We start from the raw sequence: 15,067 nt of genomic DNA, 5'->3' as shown, positions 1-15,067 counted from the left end.
CCGCGGGACAAAAGGGGGATGGCGACGGCTAATCGCGGATTCGTCCAGCGAGGTCGGCGGCGGTGTGGCTCTCGCGGCCCCGGATCAGATCGCGCGCGGCGTCGACACGATCCCAGGTATTCCACAACAGGACCCCGCGAACCCGGCCATCCCTGAGGTAGTAAAGCACGCCTTTGTGAAACGGCTCGACCCAGTCCTCCACGATCTCCATGTCGGCGCCGAGCTCGCCGACGGCCTCATAGCCAAGGTCGAACAGGTCGGAATAGAAGTACGGCAGGTGCTCATATCGTTCCGAGCCGCCGGCCATGTTGCGTCCGGCCATGGCGCCCATGGTGTTGGCGTTGTCCTCGTGTTCCACGCGCCGGCGTACGCCCAGGGCGGCATCCTGGTAGTTGGCGACGTCACCGGCGGCAAAGATGTCCGCTGCTGCACACAGTAGTTCGTCGACCACCACACCATTGTCAATCACCAGGCCCAGCGATTGCGCGAATGTTACTTCCGGTTCGATGCCGATTCCGGCAATGACCGCATCCGCCTCGATTACGTCACCATTTTCGGTGTAGACCGAGTATCGTCCGCCACTCCTCTCCACTAGCTGGATTCGCTCCTGTTCGCGTACATCCACGCCCCGTTCGCGATAGTAGGCGTCCAGGAAATTTCCCAGGGAGGGCGGATAGATCCTCGATCCAATCCCCGTATCCGGAAATACCATGGTGACGCGACAATCAATCATGGCCAGCGCCGCGGCAATTTCCGAGCCGATGAACCCGCCACCGACAACGACGAATTCCGACTTGCGGTCAGCAAGTTCGCGGACATGTTGGTAGTCATCGAATGTACGAAAATACACGATCCCGTCCGTCACCGACGGCAGACGTCGGGGTGTTCCCCCGGTCGCGACCAGGAGCTTGTCGTACCGGTACTGATCTCCGCGTGCGTCTTCGACGGTCTTTGTTCCCGTATCGCCGCGAACCGCACGGGTATTCAGTAGAATCTCGGCGCCGGCATCCGCGGTGTTGCGCCAGATGGAGTCCGGCTCCTTGCCGGCCCACAACTTCTTCGACAGGGGCGGGCGGTCATAGGGCGGGTGCCCTTCCGCGCAAAGTACGGCGATGGTTCCGTTTACATCGCGCTCACGGATCCCGCGGACGGCCGCGTCCGCGGTCATGCCGCCACCAACGATGAGATAGTCGTAGTTTTCTACCGACACGGTGTGGCCTCGTCGCGGGTGGACTCGCCCGGTGCCTGCCGTAGCACCATCCGCTCAGTCTTCATCGTCTGGCCCGAGACAGTGCTCTGCCTCCAGCCACATGACATTCACGATGCCGAAGGCGCATGCGAGTAACACGCCAAGAATCCAGGTGAAATACCACATATCCGATTCTCCTTCCGGTTTTCAGTACGCGCTATGCGTGGTTTCCCGAATGCGCTCGACCGTGACCGGGCCGCGCAGCTTGCGATAGACCCAGCTGGTGTAGGCGAGCACGATGGGCAGAAACACGATGGTCGCCCAGAACATCCAGGTCAAGGTCCAGTGACTGGAAGTCGCGTCCCATGCCGTGAGGCTGCTGTTCGGCACCGTGCTTGACGGCATGATGAATGGAAACATGGACAATCCGGTGGTCAGGATTACGCCAGCGGCGGCGAGGCCGCTGAACACAAAGCCGGCTCCGGGCCGCTTGCGCGCCGACATCCACATCGCCAGGGTTGCACCGACGAAGCCGAGGACCGGCGCGAGAATCATCCAGGGATACGTGTGATAGTTGTCCAGCCAGGCGCCTGGGGCCTTCTGCACCACCTTGGTCAGGGGGTCGACCGCGGCGTTGACGTCCGGGATGGACACGATGCGATAACCCCTGATGCCGAAGGCCAGCCACAAGCCGGCGATGGCAAAGGCGAGGACGAAGATGCCACCGAACAACATTGCCGCCGCGCGGGCACGCCGGCGAATCTCCCCATCGGTGCGGATCTGCAGGAACAGGGCGCCGTGCAGCACCAGCATGGACAGGCTGACGACGCCGGCAAGCAGGGCAAAGGGGTTGAGCAAACCGAAAAAGTTGCCGCTGTAGTAGGAACGCAGGCTGTCGTCAAAATGGAATGGCACACCCTGCAACAGGTTGCCGAAGGCGACGCCCAGGACCAGTGCTGGCACGGCACCGGCGACGAACAGGCACCAGTCCCAGAAACTGCGCCAACGGGTGCCCGGCATCTTGCTGCGGTAGTCAAAACCGCCCGGTCGCAGGATCAGCGAGAACAGGACCAGCAGCATGGCGATATAGAATCCGGAAAACGCGGCCGCGTACACCAGGGGCCAGGCGGCAAACAGCGCGCCGCCCCCCAGGATCAGCCACACCTGGTTGCCGTCCCAGACGGGTCCGACACTGTTGATCACGACGCGGCGCTCTTCATCGGTCTTTGCAACAAAGGGCAGAAGCGCGCCGACGCCAAGATCGAAACCGTCGGTTACGGCAAACCCGATGAGCAATACCCCGACGAAGCACCACCAGATAACCTTGAGTGTTTCGTAGTCGAATATCATGGTCGTATCTCCATTGCTTCGCGATCTTCAGGATTGGGCGGTGGCCGGACTACGCTCGAAATGGTAGCGACCCTCGCCGAGACTGCTGGGTCCCAGCCGTGCGTACTTGAACATCAGGTACAGCTCCACCGCCAGCAGTGACGTGTAAAACAGACCGAAGCCGATCAGACTGAACACCAGGTCCCCGGTAGAGAGGCTCGACGTACTGAGGAACGTGGGCAGAATCTCGCCAATGGACCAGGGCTGGCGCCCGTACTCGGCTACCACCCAGCCCAGTTCGGCCGCGATCCACGGGATCGGGATGCTGTACAGCGCCGCACGCAACAGCCAGCGCTTTTCGCCGGCGGTGCGTCGGGCACAGAAGTAAAACGCGGACGCGAACACGAACAACATCCAGAATCCGGCTGCAACCCTGAGGCGGAAGGACCAGAACATGATGGGGACTCTGGGGATGGTGCCCCGTGCGGCCCGATCGATGTCGGCAGCTGTGGCATCGACGACATTCGGCACGTAGCGCTTGAGCAGCAATCCGTATCCCAGGTCACGGCGGTGTTGTTCGAAGGTCCGTTTTACCGCGGCACTCTTGTCGCCGCTGCGAAGTTTCTGCAGTGCCCCGTAGGCCAGCATGCCGCTGCGGATTCGGGTCTTGTGCTGGGCAATCAGTTCCTCGATCCCGGTGACCGGCGTATCCACCGAGCGCGTGGCGATTAGCCCCAGCGCCCACGGTACGCGCACGGCGTAGTGGGTCGTCATCTGCTTGTCATCGGGAATGCCGAACAAGGTGAATGCCGCCGGCGGTTTCTGCGTATGCCACTCCGCTTCGATGGTCGCCAGCTTGGTCTTCTGCACGTCACCCAGGGTGTAGCCGCTCTCGTCACCGAGGACGATGACCGAGAGAACCGCCGCGAGTCCGAATCCCGCCGCGACTGCGAACGAGCGGCGGGCGAACGGGAGGTCCCGCCCCTTGAGCATGTAGAACGCACTCAGCCCAAGAACGAACATGGAGCCCGTCACATATCCGGCCGCGACCGTGTGCACGAACTTGACCTGGGCCACGGGGTTGAGCAGAACCGCAGGGAAGCTGGCCAATTCCATGCGCATGGTCTCGTAGTTGAAAACCGTGCCCACCGGATTTTGCATCCATCCGTTGGCGACCAGGATCCACAGTGCCGAAAGGCTGGACCCCAGGGCGACCAGCCAGGTGACGACCAGGTGTTGCACCTTCGACAGCCGGTCCCAGCCAAAAAAGAAAAGACCGACGAAAGTCGATTCAAGAAAGAAGGCCATCAGTCCCTCGATCGCCAGCGGTGCACCAAAGATGTCGCCGACATAGTGCGAGTAGTAGGCCCAGTTGGTACCGAACTGGAACTCCAGCGTGAGGCCGGTGGCAACCCCCATGGCGAAGTTGATGCCGAACAGCTTGCCCCAGAAACGGGTCATGTCCTTGTACACCTGGCGGCCGGTCATCACATACACCGATTCCATGATCGCCAGGAGAAACGACAGACCCAGGGTCAGCGGGACGAAAAGGAAGTGATACATCGCGGTCAGGGCGAATTGCAGCCGCGACAGATCAACGACGCTTTCAGGGGTCATGGCGGTCCTCCTTGTCTGGTCCGGATGCGGCGGGGCGATTGTGTGTCAAGGACGGCGGGATTGTGTTGCCGAGCAGCAGGCGATCCATGTCGCTTGCGCCGAGCTTTCGATCAAGGGGATGGCTGAAGAAGGCGAGCCAGATTGCGAACAGCAGTATGAGCTTCAGCAGCAGGGCGACGGTGATTTCGCGCCCCAGTATGCGCGGCTGCGGTGTCGTTCCCTGGGGCTCGGTTGGCGCAAGCCGGGATTGCCGCGAGCGCGATGCCGCCAGCCTGCTTGCGTTTCCCAGGGACCGGTGGCCTGGCGGGTGCCAGGGGTCCGCATCGACCGGGTAGCCCTGGGCGTGTTTGCCCGGGTACATGGTTATGCACTGTCCTTGTAAACAGGCTCCCGACCATAGCGCCGCCGCTTGCGAACTTCAATACGGAAGACGTAAAGGAAAGATGAAACAAAAATCATGCCCGCCGGTTCCCGGCCGCGGGCGGTGAAGCGCACTAATAGGACTTGTTGATGGTTTCCACGGGCACCTCGCGCGCGGCGCGCCAGGCAGGATACAGGCTGGTGAGGATCCCCATGCCCCAGACGAACAGACCAATATAGACCGATTCGGTTACATTCAGCTGCGGGTGCAGAACCCGGCTGGCGCCGAACATGACCGCACCCTTGGCAAGCACGCCGAGATCCAGGCCATTGTGGAAGGAGAGAACCGTCAGCGCGCCGCCGGCGAGACCGACCACCACGCCAATCCCTACCAGGGCCAGGGACTCCATCAATACCTGTATCAGAATCAGCCGGGGTCGCAGGCCCAGGGCCTGGAGAATGCCGAACTCCCGGGTACGCTCGTATACCGCCATGAGCAGGGTATTGACCACGCCGAAGGCCACGAGGATGAACATGACGACCGTCCACAGCGCGACGGTGCCGTCGGAGATCTGCAGGATGGCGGCGGTGAAGGGCTCCAGCTCCGACCAGGAAGATACGTCCAGTGCCGGGGCGGCCGTACGCAGACGCTGCAGGAAGCGCGGCAGTTTGTTGATGTCATGCAGCACAAAGGCGATCTCGGAGATCTGCGTTCCGATGTCGAGCATGCCTTGCGCCTGCTCAATGGGGACGAACACCAGACGGGTTTCCAGTTGCTCGTTCTCGGCGGTAAAGATTCCAACCACGCGGAATCCCCGTTCAGCGATGTTGCCCGTCCGTCCCTGACTCATGAGAACAACGCGCCTGCCGACGCCGGTGTGCAGACGCCGGGCAAGCTTGCGTCCGAGCAGCACCGTGGGTTCGGTCGCATTGCCAAGCTGGGTACCTTCATGAACGGCATTGGCAATGAATGACAGGCCACGTTCGCGCGCGGGGTCGATGCCGACGAGGACGACCGGGGAGTTGTCCCGCGCCGGGGTCGTCGAGATAGCCTTTCGCATGGATCTGGCCATGGCCGGTCAGGTTCCGCACGGTGGCATCGAAGGTGCTCTGGCCCCAGGCATCCATGAGCGCCGCCAGAACGATCATGGACCACACGCCGATGCCCAGGGCGAGGATGGTGAGCAGGGTGCGCCGCTTGTTGCGCCAGATATTGCGCCACGCCATGGGCAGCAGCAGCGACACCGGGATCACTAGACGGTCCTCATGGCCGGGACCGGCTCCAGTCGACGGATGCGCACGACGGGATAGATGCCGGCAAGGGCGATACTCAGGGCGATGATGGCCGGGCCACCGAGCAGGGTGAGGTTGTTGATAGCCGGATACATGGCACCGCGCAGGCCGAACTGGGCAAACAGGTCCTGGGCCTCGCCGAAATAGATGCCGGCGTGGGAAAAGTATTCGGTCACCGTAAAGCCGAGGGCGATCCCCAGGCCAATGCCGATGGCGAGCATGAACAGGGTCTCGATCCACACCAGGCGGCCGATGCTGCCCGGCCGCATTCCGAGTGCCATCAACACGCCAAATTCCCGTGTACGTTCCAGAACCGACATCAGCAAGCTGTTCAGCAGACTGAAGGCGACCACCACCACCATGGCGAGGTAGATCATCGCGCCCGTGCTCAAACGGATCCGAGGGCGATCGCATGGATCTGATTGCCCATGGAGAAGGTTTCCTGGAATCGTCCCAGCGGAATCTCCGCCACCAGGCGGTCCATGTCCTGGATTCCTGTGTGGTAGATGCCCACCAGTTTGAGGGAGTCCGCCGCCAGGGAGCCGTCGCGTCCCAAGCCGAGCAGCGTTACCGAATCCCCCAGCTTGAGACGCAGATTCTTGGCCAGGGTGTCTCCCAGTACGATCTCGTCGCTGTCCAGCTTCTGCAGATACCGGCCCTCGCGCACGTTATGGGGTACCGTGGAGACTCCGGGCTCGGTGTCCGGTTGCACGCCGACGATCTGCGCGCCATAGCTGTGGTTGCCGGCGCTGAGCAGGGCGTAGCTCAGGGCGCGGGGGCTGGCGGTGCGCACGCCGGGCAGTCTTCGCAGTTCGGCCAGCAGCGGCTGCGGATCGTGAATCGTTTTCCGGATCTGCGGGTCATCGTGATATCCGGGCGCCTGCACCTCGGCGTAGCCGTCGAACAGGCGCATCGTGTTCTCGATCATGGCATTGTAAGTGCCGTTTTGCAGGGAAGGCATGAAGATGAGAAACATGCAGGCGAAGGCGATTGCTAGACTGCTCAGTATGGTTCGCCGCGGCTGCCGCCAGAGATTGCGCCAGGCGAGGGCGAAGATCACGGTGCGCTCCAGGGCCGCGGATTCGACAGATTGGACTGGGTAAAGAGGTAGGATGGAAGGGAGATGCCAAAGCTCGCGCGATGATATTCCAGCTGGGTCCAGTGCTCCGGCCGTTCCAGGTCACTCATACGCATGATTACGGCGTAGGGGCGACCTCCCAGGGGCGCGACCTTTTCCGTCTTCATGGATTTCACTGCTTTCATGCCCTGGTCAAAAAAAGTTTCTTCCAGCAGGACGTGGTCATCCCGGATGCGAAGCCGCTCCTTGCCCCACACCACGGGCGCGCCGGATTTGGGGATCGACTCGATGGTATACACAGTATGGCCATCGGCCTGTTTCGTATCGACCAGCTTGTGTGTGTACTGGCGAATGATCTGATCGGACTTGGCCAGATCGTTGTAGGAAAAATCCGAACCCATCCAGCTTTGCGCCATCATGCTTGCCGGGAGCTTGATGATCTGGCGCAACTTGGGCGTATAGATCCACATGGCGTCACCCAGCTTCAGGGTCGCGTTGCCGGCATCCTTGGCGGGCGCGGTGAAGCGAATCAGGGAATCACTCTCGCCCCGTGTCCAGCCACGCATGCTCATGCGCCGCTCCCAGTCGGGACGGTGGATGACCATGTCCACTTCACTGTAGGACGTCTGGCCACGCCAGTAGTGAATGGCGTCCCGGATCAGTTGCGCAGGGTCCGGCGCTGCCGTCGCATGGCCGCCTGCCAGTGCCGCCAGAACCAAAACACTCCACGACCATCGCCGCATTGCCCTACTCCGTGTTTATTCTGTTTTTCTTGCCGCCGGGGGATAGTCAGGATACGGGAATCAGTCGCCTTCGTGTAGCGCTGGCCGACGGGGGAATGCCTGAAACGCGGTTTTTATCGAGCCGCTGGCCCGGCATAATCCGAAGTTGCCGACCGGCGGCCGGTCTGTGGGGCCGCCGAAACACAAGCAGAGGAGAGACCCGTGCCCAGCCCGCGTGCCAATTTCGATAACTATCAGAAGGTATTCGTCCTGACGCTGGTCCTCATCGTGGCCAGCGCATTCGTGGCGATGATTCGGCATTTTCTCGTTGCCGTGCTGCTCGCGGCCATCTTCACGGCCATGCTCTATCCGGTCTACACGCGCGTGGTGCTGGCTTTTCGCGGTCGCCGCTACCTGGCGTCGGTAACAGTCCTGGTGGCCTCGGTGCTCGTCGTCGGTTTGCCGTTGCTGGCGCTGCTGGGCGTGGTGGCGGCGGAGGCCCTGCATATCAGCAAGGCGGTCCAGCCCTGGGTGCATCAGCAACTGACCGAAAACGGTGGAGCGGGGATCAGGCTGCCGGACTGGATCCCCTTTGCCGAAGAACTGGAACCCTACAAGACCGGTATTCTCGCCAAGCTGGGCGAGATCGCCGGCTCCACCGGTCAGTTCCTGGTGCGCAGCGTTTCCACGGTGACCCGTGGAACCGTCGGCTTCATTCTGAACGCGTTTGTGCTGCTCTACGCCATGTTCTTCTTTCTGGTGGACGGTCCGGCGATCCTGCAGCGAGTCGCATCGTATATTCCCTTGTCCGATGACGACCGGGAGACGATTCTGGAGCGTGGGGTCGGTATCACGCGCGCTTCGCTCAAAGGTATCTTTGTCATCGGCGTTTTGCAGGGCGTGCTCGTGGGAATTGCATTTCGCGTGACCGGCGTGGATGGCGCCGCCTTCTGGGGCACGGTAGTAATGGTCTTGTCCGCGATCCCCGGCCTGGGTGCGCCGCTGATCTGGGTTCCGGCGGTGGTGTACCTGTGGGTGACAGGTCAGCAGGGCAGTGCCATTGGCCTGCTTGTCTGGTGTGTAGTCGTGGTGAGCACGGTAGACAACATCATACGGCCGACCATCGTCGGCAGCGAGGCCCGCATGTCCGACCTGCTGGTTCTGCTCAGCACCCTCGGCGGCATTGCTTTGTTCGGTGCCGTCGGCATCATCATCGGTCCCATACTGGCCGGTGTGATGTTAACGACACTGGAGATCTATCGCCGGGTTTTCTTCGAATTGGAGCCCGAGCCAGTCCTTGGCAGAAGCGGAAGAAAAAAGGCGTCGATCCGACGTCGACGTTGAGTCATGGGACAGTCATGGGTAGGCGACTCTTCGCGGATCCGGGTACAGGTTTCCTGTCCGGCCATGGCCGGCCGGGCGGCTGGCAGTATCGAGCGCGGGCACGCCGCCTGATTTTCGGGCAGGTTCATGCAACGCCAGCTTCCCATCGGTAGACTAGATCCGTACCGCGACGCCGAAACGGGGTTGTCCGCTGGGGAAATCGCCCGGCGACGCGCTCGCTACGGAATGAATGACATTCTTGAAGCACCGGCGGGCGGATGGCGCGATGTGGTGCGCGATACACTGCGCGATCCAATGCTGTGGTTTCTTATCGCGACCAGTATCCTGTTCGCCGCCGTTGGCGAATTGAAGGAATCCCTGACGCTCGCCGTGGCCCTGGTACCTCTCGCCGGAATGGATCTGTGGCTGCACCGCCGCACCCAGGCATCGACGGCTACCCTGGGTGGTCGTCTCACGACCCGCGCCCATGTTCTACGTGATGGCGAAGTCATCGACCTTGCGGCCACCGATCTCGTGCCTGGCGATCTCGTCATGCTTGCGGCAGGGGAGACGTTTCCCGCCGACGGAATCATTGTTCGCAGCGAGGCGGCGCAGGTTGATGAATCGGCCCTGACCGGCGAGGCCTTTCCCGTGCGGAAACAGTACTGCGAACCTGGTGCGTTTGCCGGAGAACTGGTTCCGGTCGATGCCAGCCATTGGGGTTATGCCGGAACACGCCTGCTTGCCGGAAGTGCGCGTCTTCGCGTGGTGTTTACCGGCGCGGAGACTTTCTACGGAGAAATCGTCCGTTCCGCTGTGCAGGGTAGTCATGCACGTACGCCACTACAGAGAGCAATCGCCGATCTCGTGCGCGTCCTGCTGGTGGCCGCGGTCATCCTTTGTCTGGTCGTTGCATGGGTACGCTGGGTGCAGGGCTATGGCCTCCTCGACGCCATCATCAGCGCCGTCACCCTGGCGGTCGCCGCGTTGCCAGAGGAGTTTCCGGTGGTGTTCACTTTTTTCCTCGGGGTCGGTGTCTACCGGCTGGCTCGCCAACAGGCGCTTGTCCGTCGCGCGGTGGCCGTGGAAAATATTGGACGAGTTACCGCGATCTGCTCGGACAAGACCGGTACCATTACGCTCGGTCGTCTGGTCCTGACGCACGTACATCCGGCAGGCGATACGACGCCCGAAGAGCTGCTGCAGGTCGCAGCAGCAGCCTCACGCGCAGACAGCGGCGATCCACTCGACATGGCGATTCTCGAACATGAAGACACGCCTCGCACGCGTCTGCACCGCCTGTTTACGTTTCCCTTCACCGAAGATCGAAAACGCGAGTCAGCCATTCTCAGGCTGGAGGATGGGCGCCTGCTCGCAGTCACGAAGGGCGCACATGAGACTGTGATCCCGCAATGCCGGCTCGAGGCCACGGAGCGCCGACGCTGGATCTCAATGGCGGAGCAACTGGCGTCGGGCGGACACAAGGTAATCGCCTGCGGGCAGCGAGTTCTCGATGAGTCCGATGAAGAACAGGCAGAGCCCGACAGCGGCCTGGTCTTTGCCGGATTGCTCGCCCTGGAAGACCCCGTGCGCGAAGGAGTAAAGGAATCAGTGAGTGTGTGCAGGGATGCCGGGATACACGTGATTATGATCACCGGCGACCATCCCCTGACGGCGCGCGCGGTAGCGAAAGAAGTGGGCCTGGGCGGCGGTGATCCGCGCGTGGTTACTGCAGACGAGATCGCGGGCTATGATGAACCCCATGTCGATCTGCGCGAGGTCGACGTCATTGCGCGTTCCATGCCGTCGCAGAAGTTGCAGTTTGTGCGCCAGATGCAGGCTGCTGGCGAAATCGTCGCCGTGACCGGTGACGGAGTGAATGACGTCCCCGCACTGCAAGCGGCGGATATCGGAGTGGCGATGGGGGAGCGCGGTACACAGGCCGCACGCGAAGTGGCGGCGGTGGTGTTGATCGATGACAACTTCCGCACCATCGTTCGCGCCATCACCGAAGGGAACCAGCTGTTCGCCAATCTGCACATGAGTTTTGCCTATCTGCTCATGATTCATTTTCCATTGGTTCTGAGCGCCGCGGTGATCCCTCTGGCCGGATATCCGCTGCTCTATCTTCCGGTACACATCGTATGGATGGAGCTGATCATTCATCCAACCGCCCTGCTGGTCTACCAACAGCTTCCGCGTCGCGGAATGGCACATCGGCGGACCTTGCGCGGATCGACGCGATTTTTCGACCGAGGCGAATGGATGCTGATCGGACTGGTGGGTGTCGTATTTACCGTCGTGCTGGTTGGCGGATATGTCTACAGTCTTGGGGCCGGTCGAGAGGTGGAGCACGGGCGTGCCATGGCGTTGGCAGTTCTCAGTTTTGGCAGTGCGGGAATCACGGTGTCGCTGAGTCGCATGAAAACGTGGACCGCCCGCATCGTCGCCGCGCTGACGGCCGTATCGGCAGTGGTGTTGATTCAGCAGCCTTTTCTGGCGGAGGCCCTGCATCTCATGCCCCTGCACTGGGACGACTGGGGACTGGTGGCTGCAGGTGCAGGACTGGTGGCAGCGATTGCGATGGCGTTGCGGATGCACCGCTAGGATCAGGGGCGGCGGGACCGGCTGCCGTGGGTAGGTCTTTCCGGGGCGGATGCGTATGATGGCGGCTCTCGCCTGCCGGGAAGGCGCCCGGCACATCTTTTCGGAGACTCAATGGACGCGGTAATTTCCATCAAGAATCTCACCAAGACGTATGCCACGGGGCTGCGTGCCCTGGACGAGGTCAGTCTGGACATTCACCGGGGAGAGATCTTTGGACTGCTCGGGCCTAACGGGGCAGGGAAGACCACCCTCATCAGCGCCGTGTGCGGCATCGTCACACCGACCTCGGGCAGTGTCACGGTGGACGGGTTCGATATCGCCCGCGATTATCGCGCTGCGCGTTCGCGCATTGGACTGGTGCCCCAGGAGCTTTCCACCGCCGCTTTTGAAAACGTGATCGACACCATGCGGTTCAGCCGCGGCCTGTTCGGCAAGGCCCCGGATCCGGCGCACATCGAAAAGGTGCTGCGCGCCCTGTCTCTCTGGGACAAGCGCAGGGAAAAGATCATGGCCCTGTCGGGCGGGATGAAACGCCGTGTCCTGATTGCCAAGGCCCTGGCCCACGAACCCTCGGTCCTGTTCCTGGACGAGCCCACCGCGGGTGTGGACGTGGAATTGCGTCACGACATGTGGAATATGGTGCGCGAGTTGCGCGAGACCGGGGTAACCATCATTCTTACCACTCATTACATCGACGAGGCCGAGGAGATGGCCGACCGGATCGGGGTCATCAACGGCGGGCGCATCGGCGTGGTGGACGAGAAGACGGCCCTCATGAACAAGTTGGGAAAACGCCAGCTTACACTCACCTTGCAGCAGGCCCTGGAACAGATTCCCGAGGACCTCGCGCAGTACCCCCTGACCCTGTCCGAGGACGGCACCGTGCTGACCTTCACCTTCGACATCCAGCAGGAACATACCGGGGTACCGGAATTGCTGCGCAAGCTTGCGCGCGACGGCATCGATTTCAAGGATCTGCATTCCAGCCAGAGCTCGCTGGAGGAAATCTTCGTCAACCTGGTGAGGGAGAAGGCATGAACTACTACGGTGTGCGTGCAATCTACATCCAGGAGATGGCCAGGGCGGGGCGCACGCTCATGCAGACCATTGCCTCGCCCATCCTGACCACGGCCCTGTACTTTATCGTCTTCGGCGCCGCCATCGGTTCGCGTATCGGCCAGATCGACGGTGTGCAGTACGCAGCCTTCATCATTCCGGGCCTGTTGATGCTGTCGTTGCTGGGCGAGAGCATCTCCAACGCGGCGTTCGGAATCTATTTTCCGAAATTCACCGGGACCATCTACGAGGTCCTGTCGGCGCCCGTGTCTTCCTTTGAGGTGGTGCTGGGTTTCGTCGGCGCCGCCGCGTCCAAGTCACTGATCATCGGTGCCCTGATCCTCGGAACGGCAAGAATTTTCGTGGACTATGGCGTCGCCCATCCGGTCTGGATGCTGGCCTTTCTTGTGCTGACGGCGCTTTCCTTCAGCCTGTTCGGATTCATTATCGGACTGTGGGCAGACGATTTTCAGAAGCTGCAGATCATTCCCATGATGGTTATCACGCCGCTCACCTTCCTCGGCGGCGCGTTTTATTCCATCAACATGCTTCCGCCGCTGTGGCAGAAGGTGGCCCTGTTCAACCCGGTGGTATACCTCATCAGCGGTTTTCGCTGGAGTTTCTACGGAATCTCCGACGTCAATGTCGAGGTCAGCCTCGCCATGATTTTGTTGTTCCTGCTTGTGTGCCTGTTCTTCGTCTGGTGGATCTTCCGCACCGGCTATCGACTGAAGAATTGAGCTTCATAGGCGCAGCGTGATCCATGCCGGATCATGATCGCTGCCGTCCCCCTTGTGATTTTTGCGCCGGCCGATCATGGCGCCTGTCTGCTTGTCCCTCAGGGACGGACTCAACCAGATCTGATCGTACAGCTCGAACTTCGGTGGCTGCCCGCTGGGCTTGAAACGATGGGTCCAGGCGGTCGTCTGCGGGCCCGGTCCCGTGGATTCCGGTTTCGGCGGACGCGTCTCCGCAGGATTCGTGAGGGCGTTGTGCAAGGCGATCTCGCTGTCGTTCACGAACGGGGCAAGAAAGGGTGAATCCGGGCCGTCGTTCATGTCGCCGGTGAGAACATAGCTGCTCCGCGGGCGCATGCGTTCGGCAATGATCTGGGCAATGGCCGCGGCCTGGCGTCGACGGCGCTCGTTGGCGGCCGCGTGTCCGGTATCCTGATCCTCGTTGAACGGGACGAAGTTGCTCTTCAGGTGGGTGTTGAACAGTGTAAACAGTTTGCGGCTGCGGCTGGCATTCAGGATCTCCACCTCCAACAAGTCGCGGCTGAAAACACGCTCTGCCGGATCCGATGGATCCACCCGTGTCTGGTAGGAACTGATCGCACCCACCGGCAGGTTGGACAGAATGCCGACGTCGATAAAGCGCGGATCGTTCCCCTCGATCAGCACCTGCGTCGCGTACATCCCGTCGAGATGCTCGCGGTTGAACTTACGCAGGATGTCGATATTTTCAACTTCCTGTACCGCCAGTACGTCGACGTCCATCTCCTTGATCCGTTCCGCGATGGTGCGGGTGTCCGCCTCATCCTTGGCCTTCACCAGGCGACCATGGAAGGTGCGGATCCTTACGTCTGCGGGATCGGTGAACTCGTAGTGGAAGCTGACGTCCTCCGCAGGCGCACCGTGCAAGGCATCGATGACGCCCTGAAAATCGAAACGCGAGAACAGGTTATTGAGATTGAAGGTTCCGATCTTGACGTCCATATCACCAGTCCTCCCTGAGGTGGTTCCTTGGGATCAGGCCATATTACAAACCGGGTTCGCGTTCCTGACCAGAACTTTCTTTGCCGGAGTGGCCAATCTTCACGGCAGTGTCATGGTTCCGGTGCGGCCTGCACGAGGAGGTACGTAGCTGTCCTGGCCCTACAGCAACTTGCGGGTACCGGCCAGGGCCGCGAACACGGTCGCCTGCCACACCGGCATGAGCACATAGAGCCAGCGATCGTGGCTGGAAAGCTGCACATGAAAAGGTGCCCGGATCGCGATCGCCAGGGCCACGCCCAGGATTCCGGCGGCCACCGCCGCTGCCAGCAGGATTCCCGACCGGCGGCTTGAGGACCACATCCAGGGCAAAGGCAGGGCCAGTAACAATGCGCCCACGGCGCCGGCCATGTATTCGGCCGTGAACCCACCGTGAAGTTGTATGTAGACGCGTTGCGCAAGGTACCAACTGGCAACGGCGGCAAGGGCGATGGATACCATGCCCAGGCTGCGCGAACCGCGGCGTATCAGGCCCTCCCGCCGGCTCAGCCACCACAACGCAAAGGCGACGCTCAGAGGCGGAATCAGATTGAACACCAGATGCGGGGTACGGGGTGCAAAGCGATCCGCGACTTCGGCCAGAATGATTGTCGGCACGGCAGCGAATCCGCCGGCAAGTGCGAAGCGACCGGAAAGCACCGGGATGGAGGAGGACATTGCTTTTCCTTATTCTTGACGAAGCCGCGATTGCGCCGCGCAGGCGTGATCTCGTTTATGG

The 15,067-nt window shown here is 61.5% G+C and carries 16 protein-coding genes; 4 read left to right on the top strand and 12 right to left on the bottom strand.

Features of this window, described 5'->3' with window-relative positions; all coding sequences use genetic code 11:
* Positions 1-28 precede the first annotated feature (28 nt).
* The 10 genes from P8X48_03290 to P8X48_03245 all read right to left on the bottom strand — a co-directional run bounded on the left by P8X48_03290 (position 29) and on the right by P8X48_03245 (position 7,609).
* Positions 29-1,210 (bottom strand): FAD/NAD(P)-binding oxidoreductase, encoded by a 1,182-nt coding sequence (locus P8X48_03290; protein ID MEJ2106342.1) that lies wholly within the window; start codon positions 1,208-1,210, stop codon positions 29-31.
* 54 nt (positions 1,211-1,264) lie between these two features.
* Positions 1,265-1,375 (bottom strand): cytochrome bd-I oxidase subunit CydX, encoded by a 111-nt coding sequence (gene cydX, locus P8X48_03285; protein ID MEJ2106341.1) that lies wholly within the window; start codon positions 1,373-1,375, stop codon positions 1,265-1,267.
* A gap of 21 nt (positions 1,376-1,396) precedes the next feature.
* Entirely contained in the window at positions 1,397-2,536 is a 1,140-nt protein-coding gene (gene cydB, locus P8X48_03280; protein MEJ2106340.1) for a cytochrome d ubiquinol oxidase subunit II, read from the bottom strand.
* 30 nt (positions 2,537-2,566) lie between these two features.
* A complete protein-coding gene (locus P8X48_03275) occupies positions 2,567-4,135 on the bottom strand; it encodes a cytochrome ubiquinol oxidase subunit I (protein ID MEJ2106339.1) in 1,569 nt (522 codons plus the stop codon).
* Entirely contained in the window at positions 4,125-4,496 is a 372-nt protein-coding gene (locus P8X48_03270; GenBank protein MEJ2106338.1) for a hypothetical protein, read from the bottom strand. Before P8X48_03270 ends, P8X48_03275 begins: the two co-directional genes overlap by 11 nt.
* Positions 4,497-4,629: 133 nt before the next feature.
* Positions 4,630-5,556 carry an FtsX-like permease family protein gene (locus tag P8X48_03265; GenBank protein ID MEJ2106337.1) on the bottom strand — a complete coding sequence of 309 codons (927 nt, stop codon included), beginning with the start codon at positions 5,554-5,556 and terminating at the stop codon, positions 4,630-4,632.
* Positions 5,444-5,749, bottom strand: a complete 306-nt coding sequence (locus tag P8X48_03260) for a hypothetical protein (protein MEJ2106336.1) — start codon at positions 5,747-5,749, stop codon at positions 5,444-5,446. The genes P8X48_03265 and P8X48_03260 overlap by 113 nt, the downstream gene beginning before the upstream one ends.
* Positions 5,749-6,180 (bottom strand): FtsX-like permease family protein, encoded by a 432-nt coding sequence (locus tag P8X48_03255; protein MEJ2106335.1) that lies wholly within the window; start codon positions 6,178-6,180, stop codon positions 5,749-5,751. The genes P8X48_03260 and P8X48_03255 overlap by 1 nt, the downstream gene beginning before the upstream one ends.
* The gene (locus P8X48_03250) at positions 6,177-6,848 is read right to left on the bottom strand and encodes an ABC transporter permease (protein ID MEJ2106334.1); all 672 of its coding nucleotides are present in this window, start codon (positions 6,846-6,848) and stop codon (positions 6,177-6,179) included. Before P8X48_03250 ends, P8X48_03255 begins: the two co-directional genes overlap by 4 nt.
* Positions 6,845-7,609 (bottom strand): outer membrane lipoprotein-sorting protein, encoded by a 765-nt coding sequence (locus tag P8X48_03245; GenBank protein ID MEJ2106333.1) that lies wholly within the window; start codon positions 7,607-7,609, stop codon positions 6,845-6,847. Before P8X48_03245 ends, P8X48_03250 begins: the two co-directional genes overlap by 4 nt.
* Before the next feature lie 201 nt (positions 7,610-7,810).
* Here P8X48_03245 and P8X48_03240 point away from each other — a divergent pair, with 201 nt between their 5' ends.
* From P8X48_03240 to P8X48_03225, 4 genes are all read left to right on the top strand, one after another.
* Positions 7,811-8,932, top strand: coding sequence for an AI-2E family transporter (locus tag P8X48_03240; GenBank protein ID MEJ2106332.1), 1,122 nt, complete (start codon positions 7,811-7,813; stop codon positions 8,930-8,932).
* A 126-nt stretch (positions 8,933-9,058) separates the two neighbouring features.
* The gene (locus P8X48_03235; GenBank protein ID MEJ2106331.1) at positions 9,059-11,518 is read left to right on the top strand and encodes a cation-transporting P-type ATPase; all 2,460 of its coding nucleotides are present in this window, start codon (positions 9,059-9,061) and stop codon (positions 11,516-11,518) included.
* Between the two features lie 111 nt (positions 11,519-11,629).
* A complete protein-coding gene (locus P8X48_03230; protein MEJ2106330.1) occupies positions 11,630-12,556 on the top strand; it encodes an ABC transporter ATP-binding protein in 927 nt (308 codons plus the stop codon).
* Positions 12,553-13,314, top strand: coding sequence for an ABC transporter permease (locus P8X48_03225; GenBank protein MEJ2106329.1), 762 nt, complete (start codon positions 12,553-12,555; stop codon positions 13,312-13,314). The genes P8X48_03230 and P8X48_03225 overlap by 4 nt, the downstream gene beginning before the upstream one ends.
* Before the next feature lie 3 nt (positions 13,315-13,317).
* On the opposite strand, the gene P8X48_03220 is transcribed toward P8X48_03225, so the two are convergent.
* Together P8X48_03220 and P8X48_03215 are read right to left on the bottom strand one after the other, a co-directional pair.
* Positions 13,318-14,292, bottom strand: a complete 975-nt coding sequence (locus P8X48_03220; GenBank protein ID MEJ2106328.1) for an endonuclease/exonuclease/phosphatase family protein — start codon at positions 14,290-14,292, stop codon at positions 13,318-13,320.
* A gap of 159 nt (positions 14,293-14,451) precedes the next feature.
* On the bottom strand, positions 14,452-15,006 hold the full coding sequence (locus tag P8X48_03215) for a hypothetical protein (protein MEJ2106327.1): 555 nt from the start codon (positions 15,004-15,006) through the stop codon (positions 14,452-14,454).
* Positions 15,007-15,067: the final 61 nt, after the last annotated feature.

Source organism: Acidiferrobacteraceae bacterium (assembly GCA_037388825.1).
Lineage (GTDB): Bacteria > Pseudomonadota > Gammaproteobacteria > Acidiferrobacterales > JAJDNE01 > JARRJV01.
The sequence above is the reverse complement of the archived record's forward strand: the minus strand, read 5'-3'. Positions and strand labels throughout refer to the sequence as shown.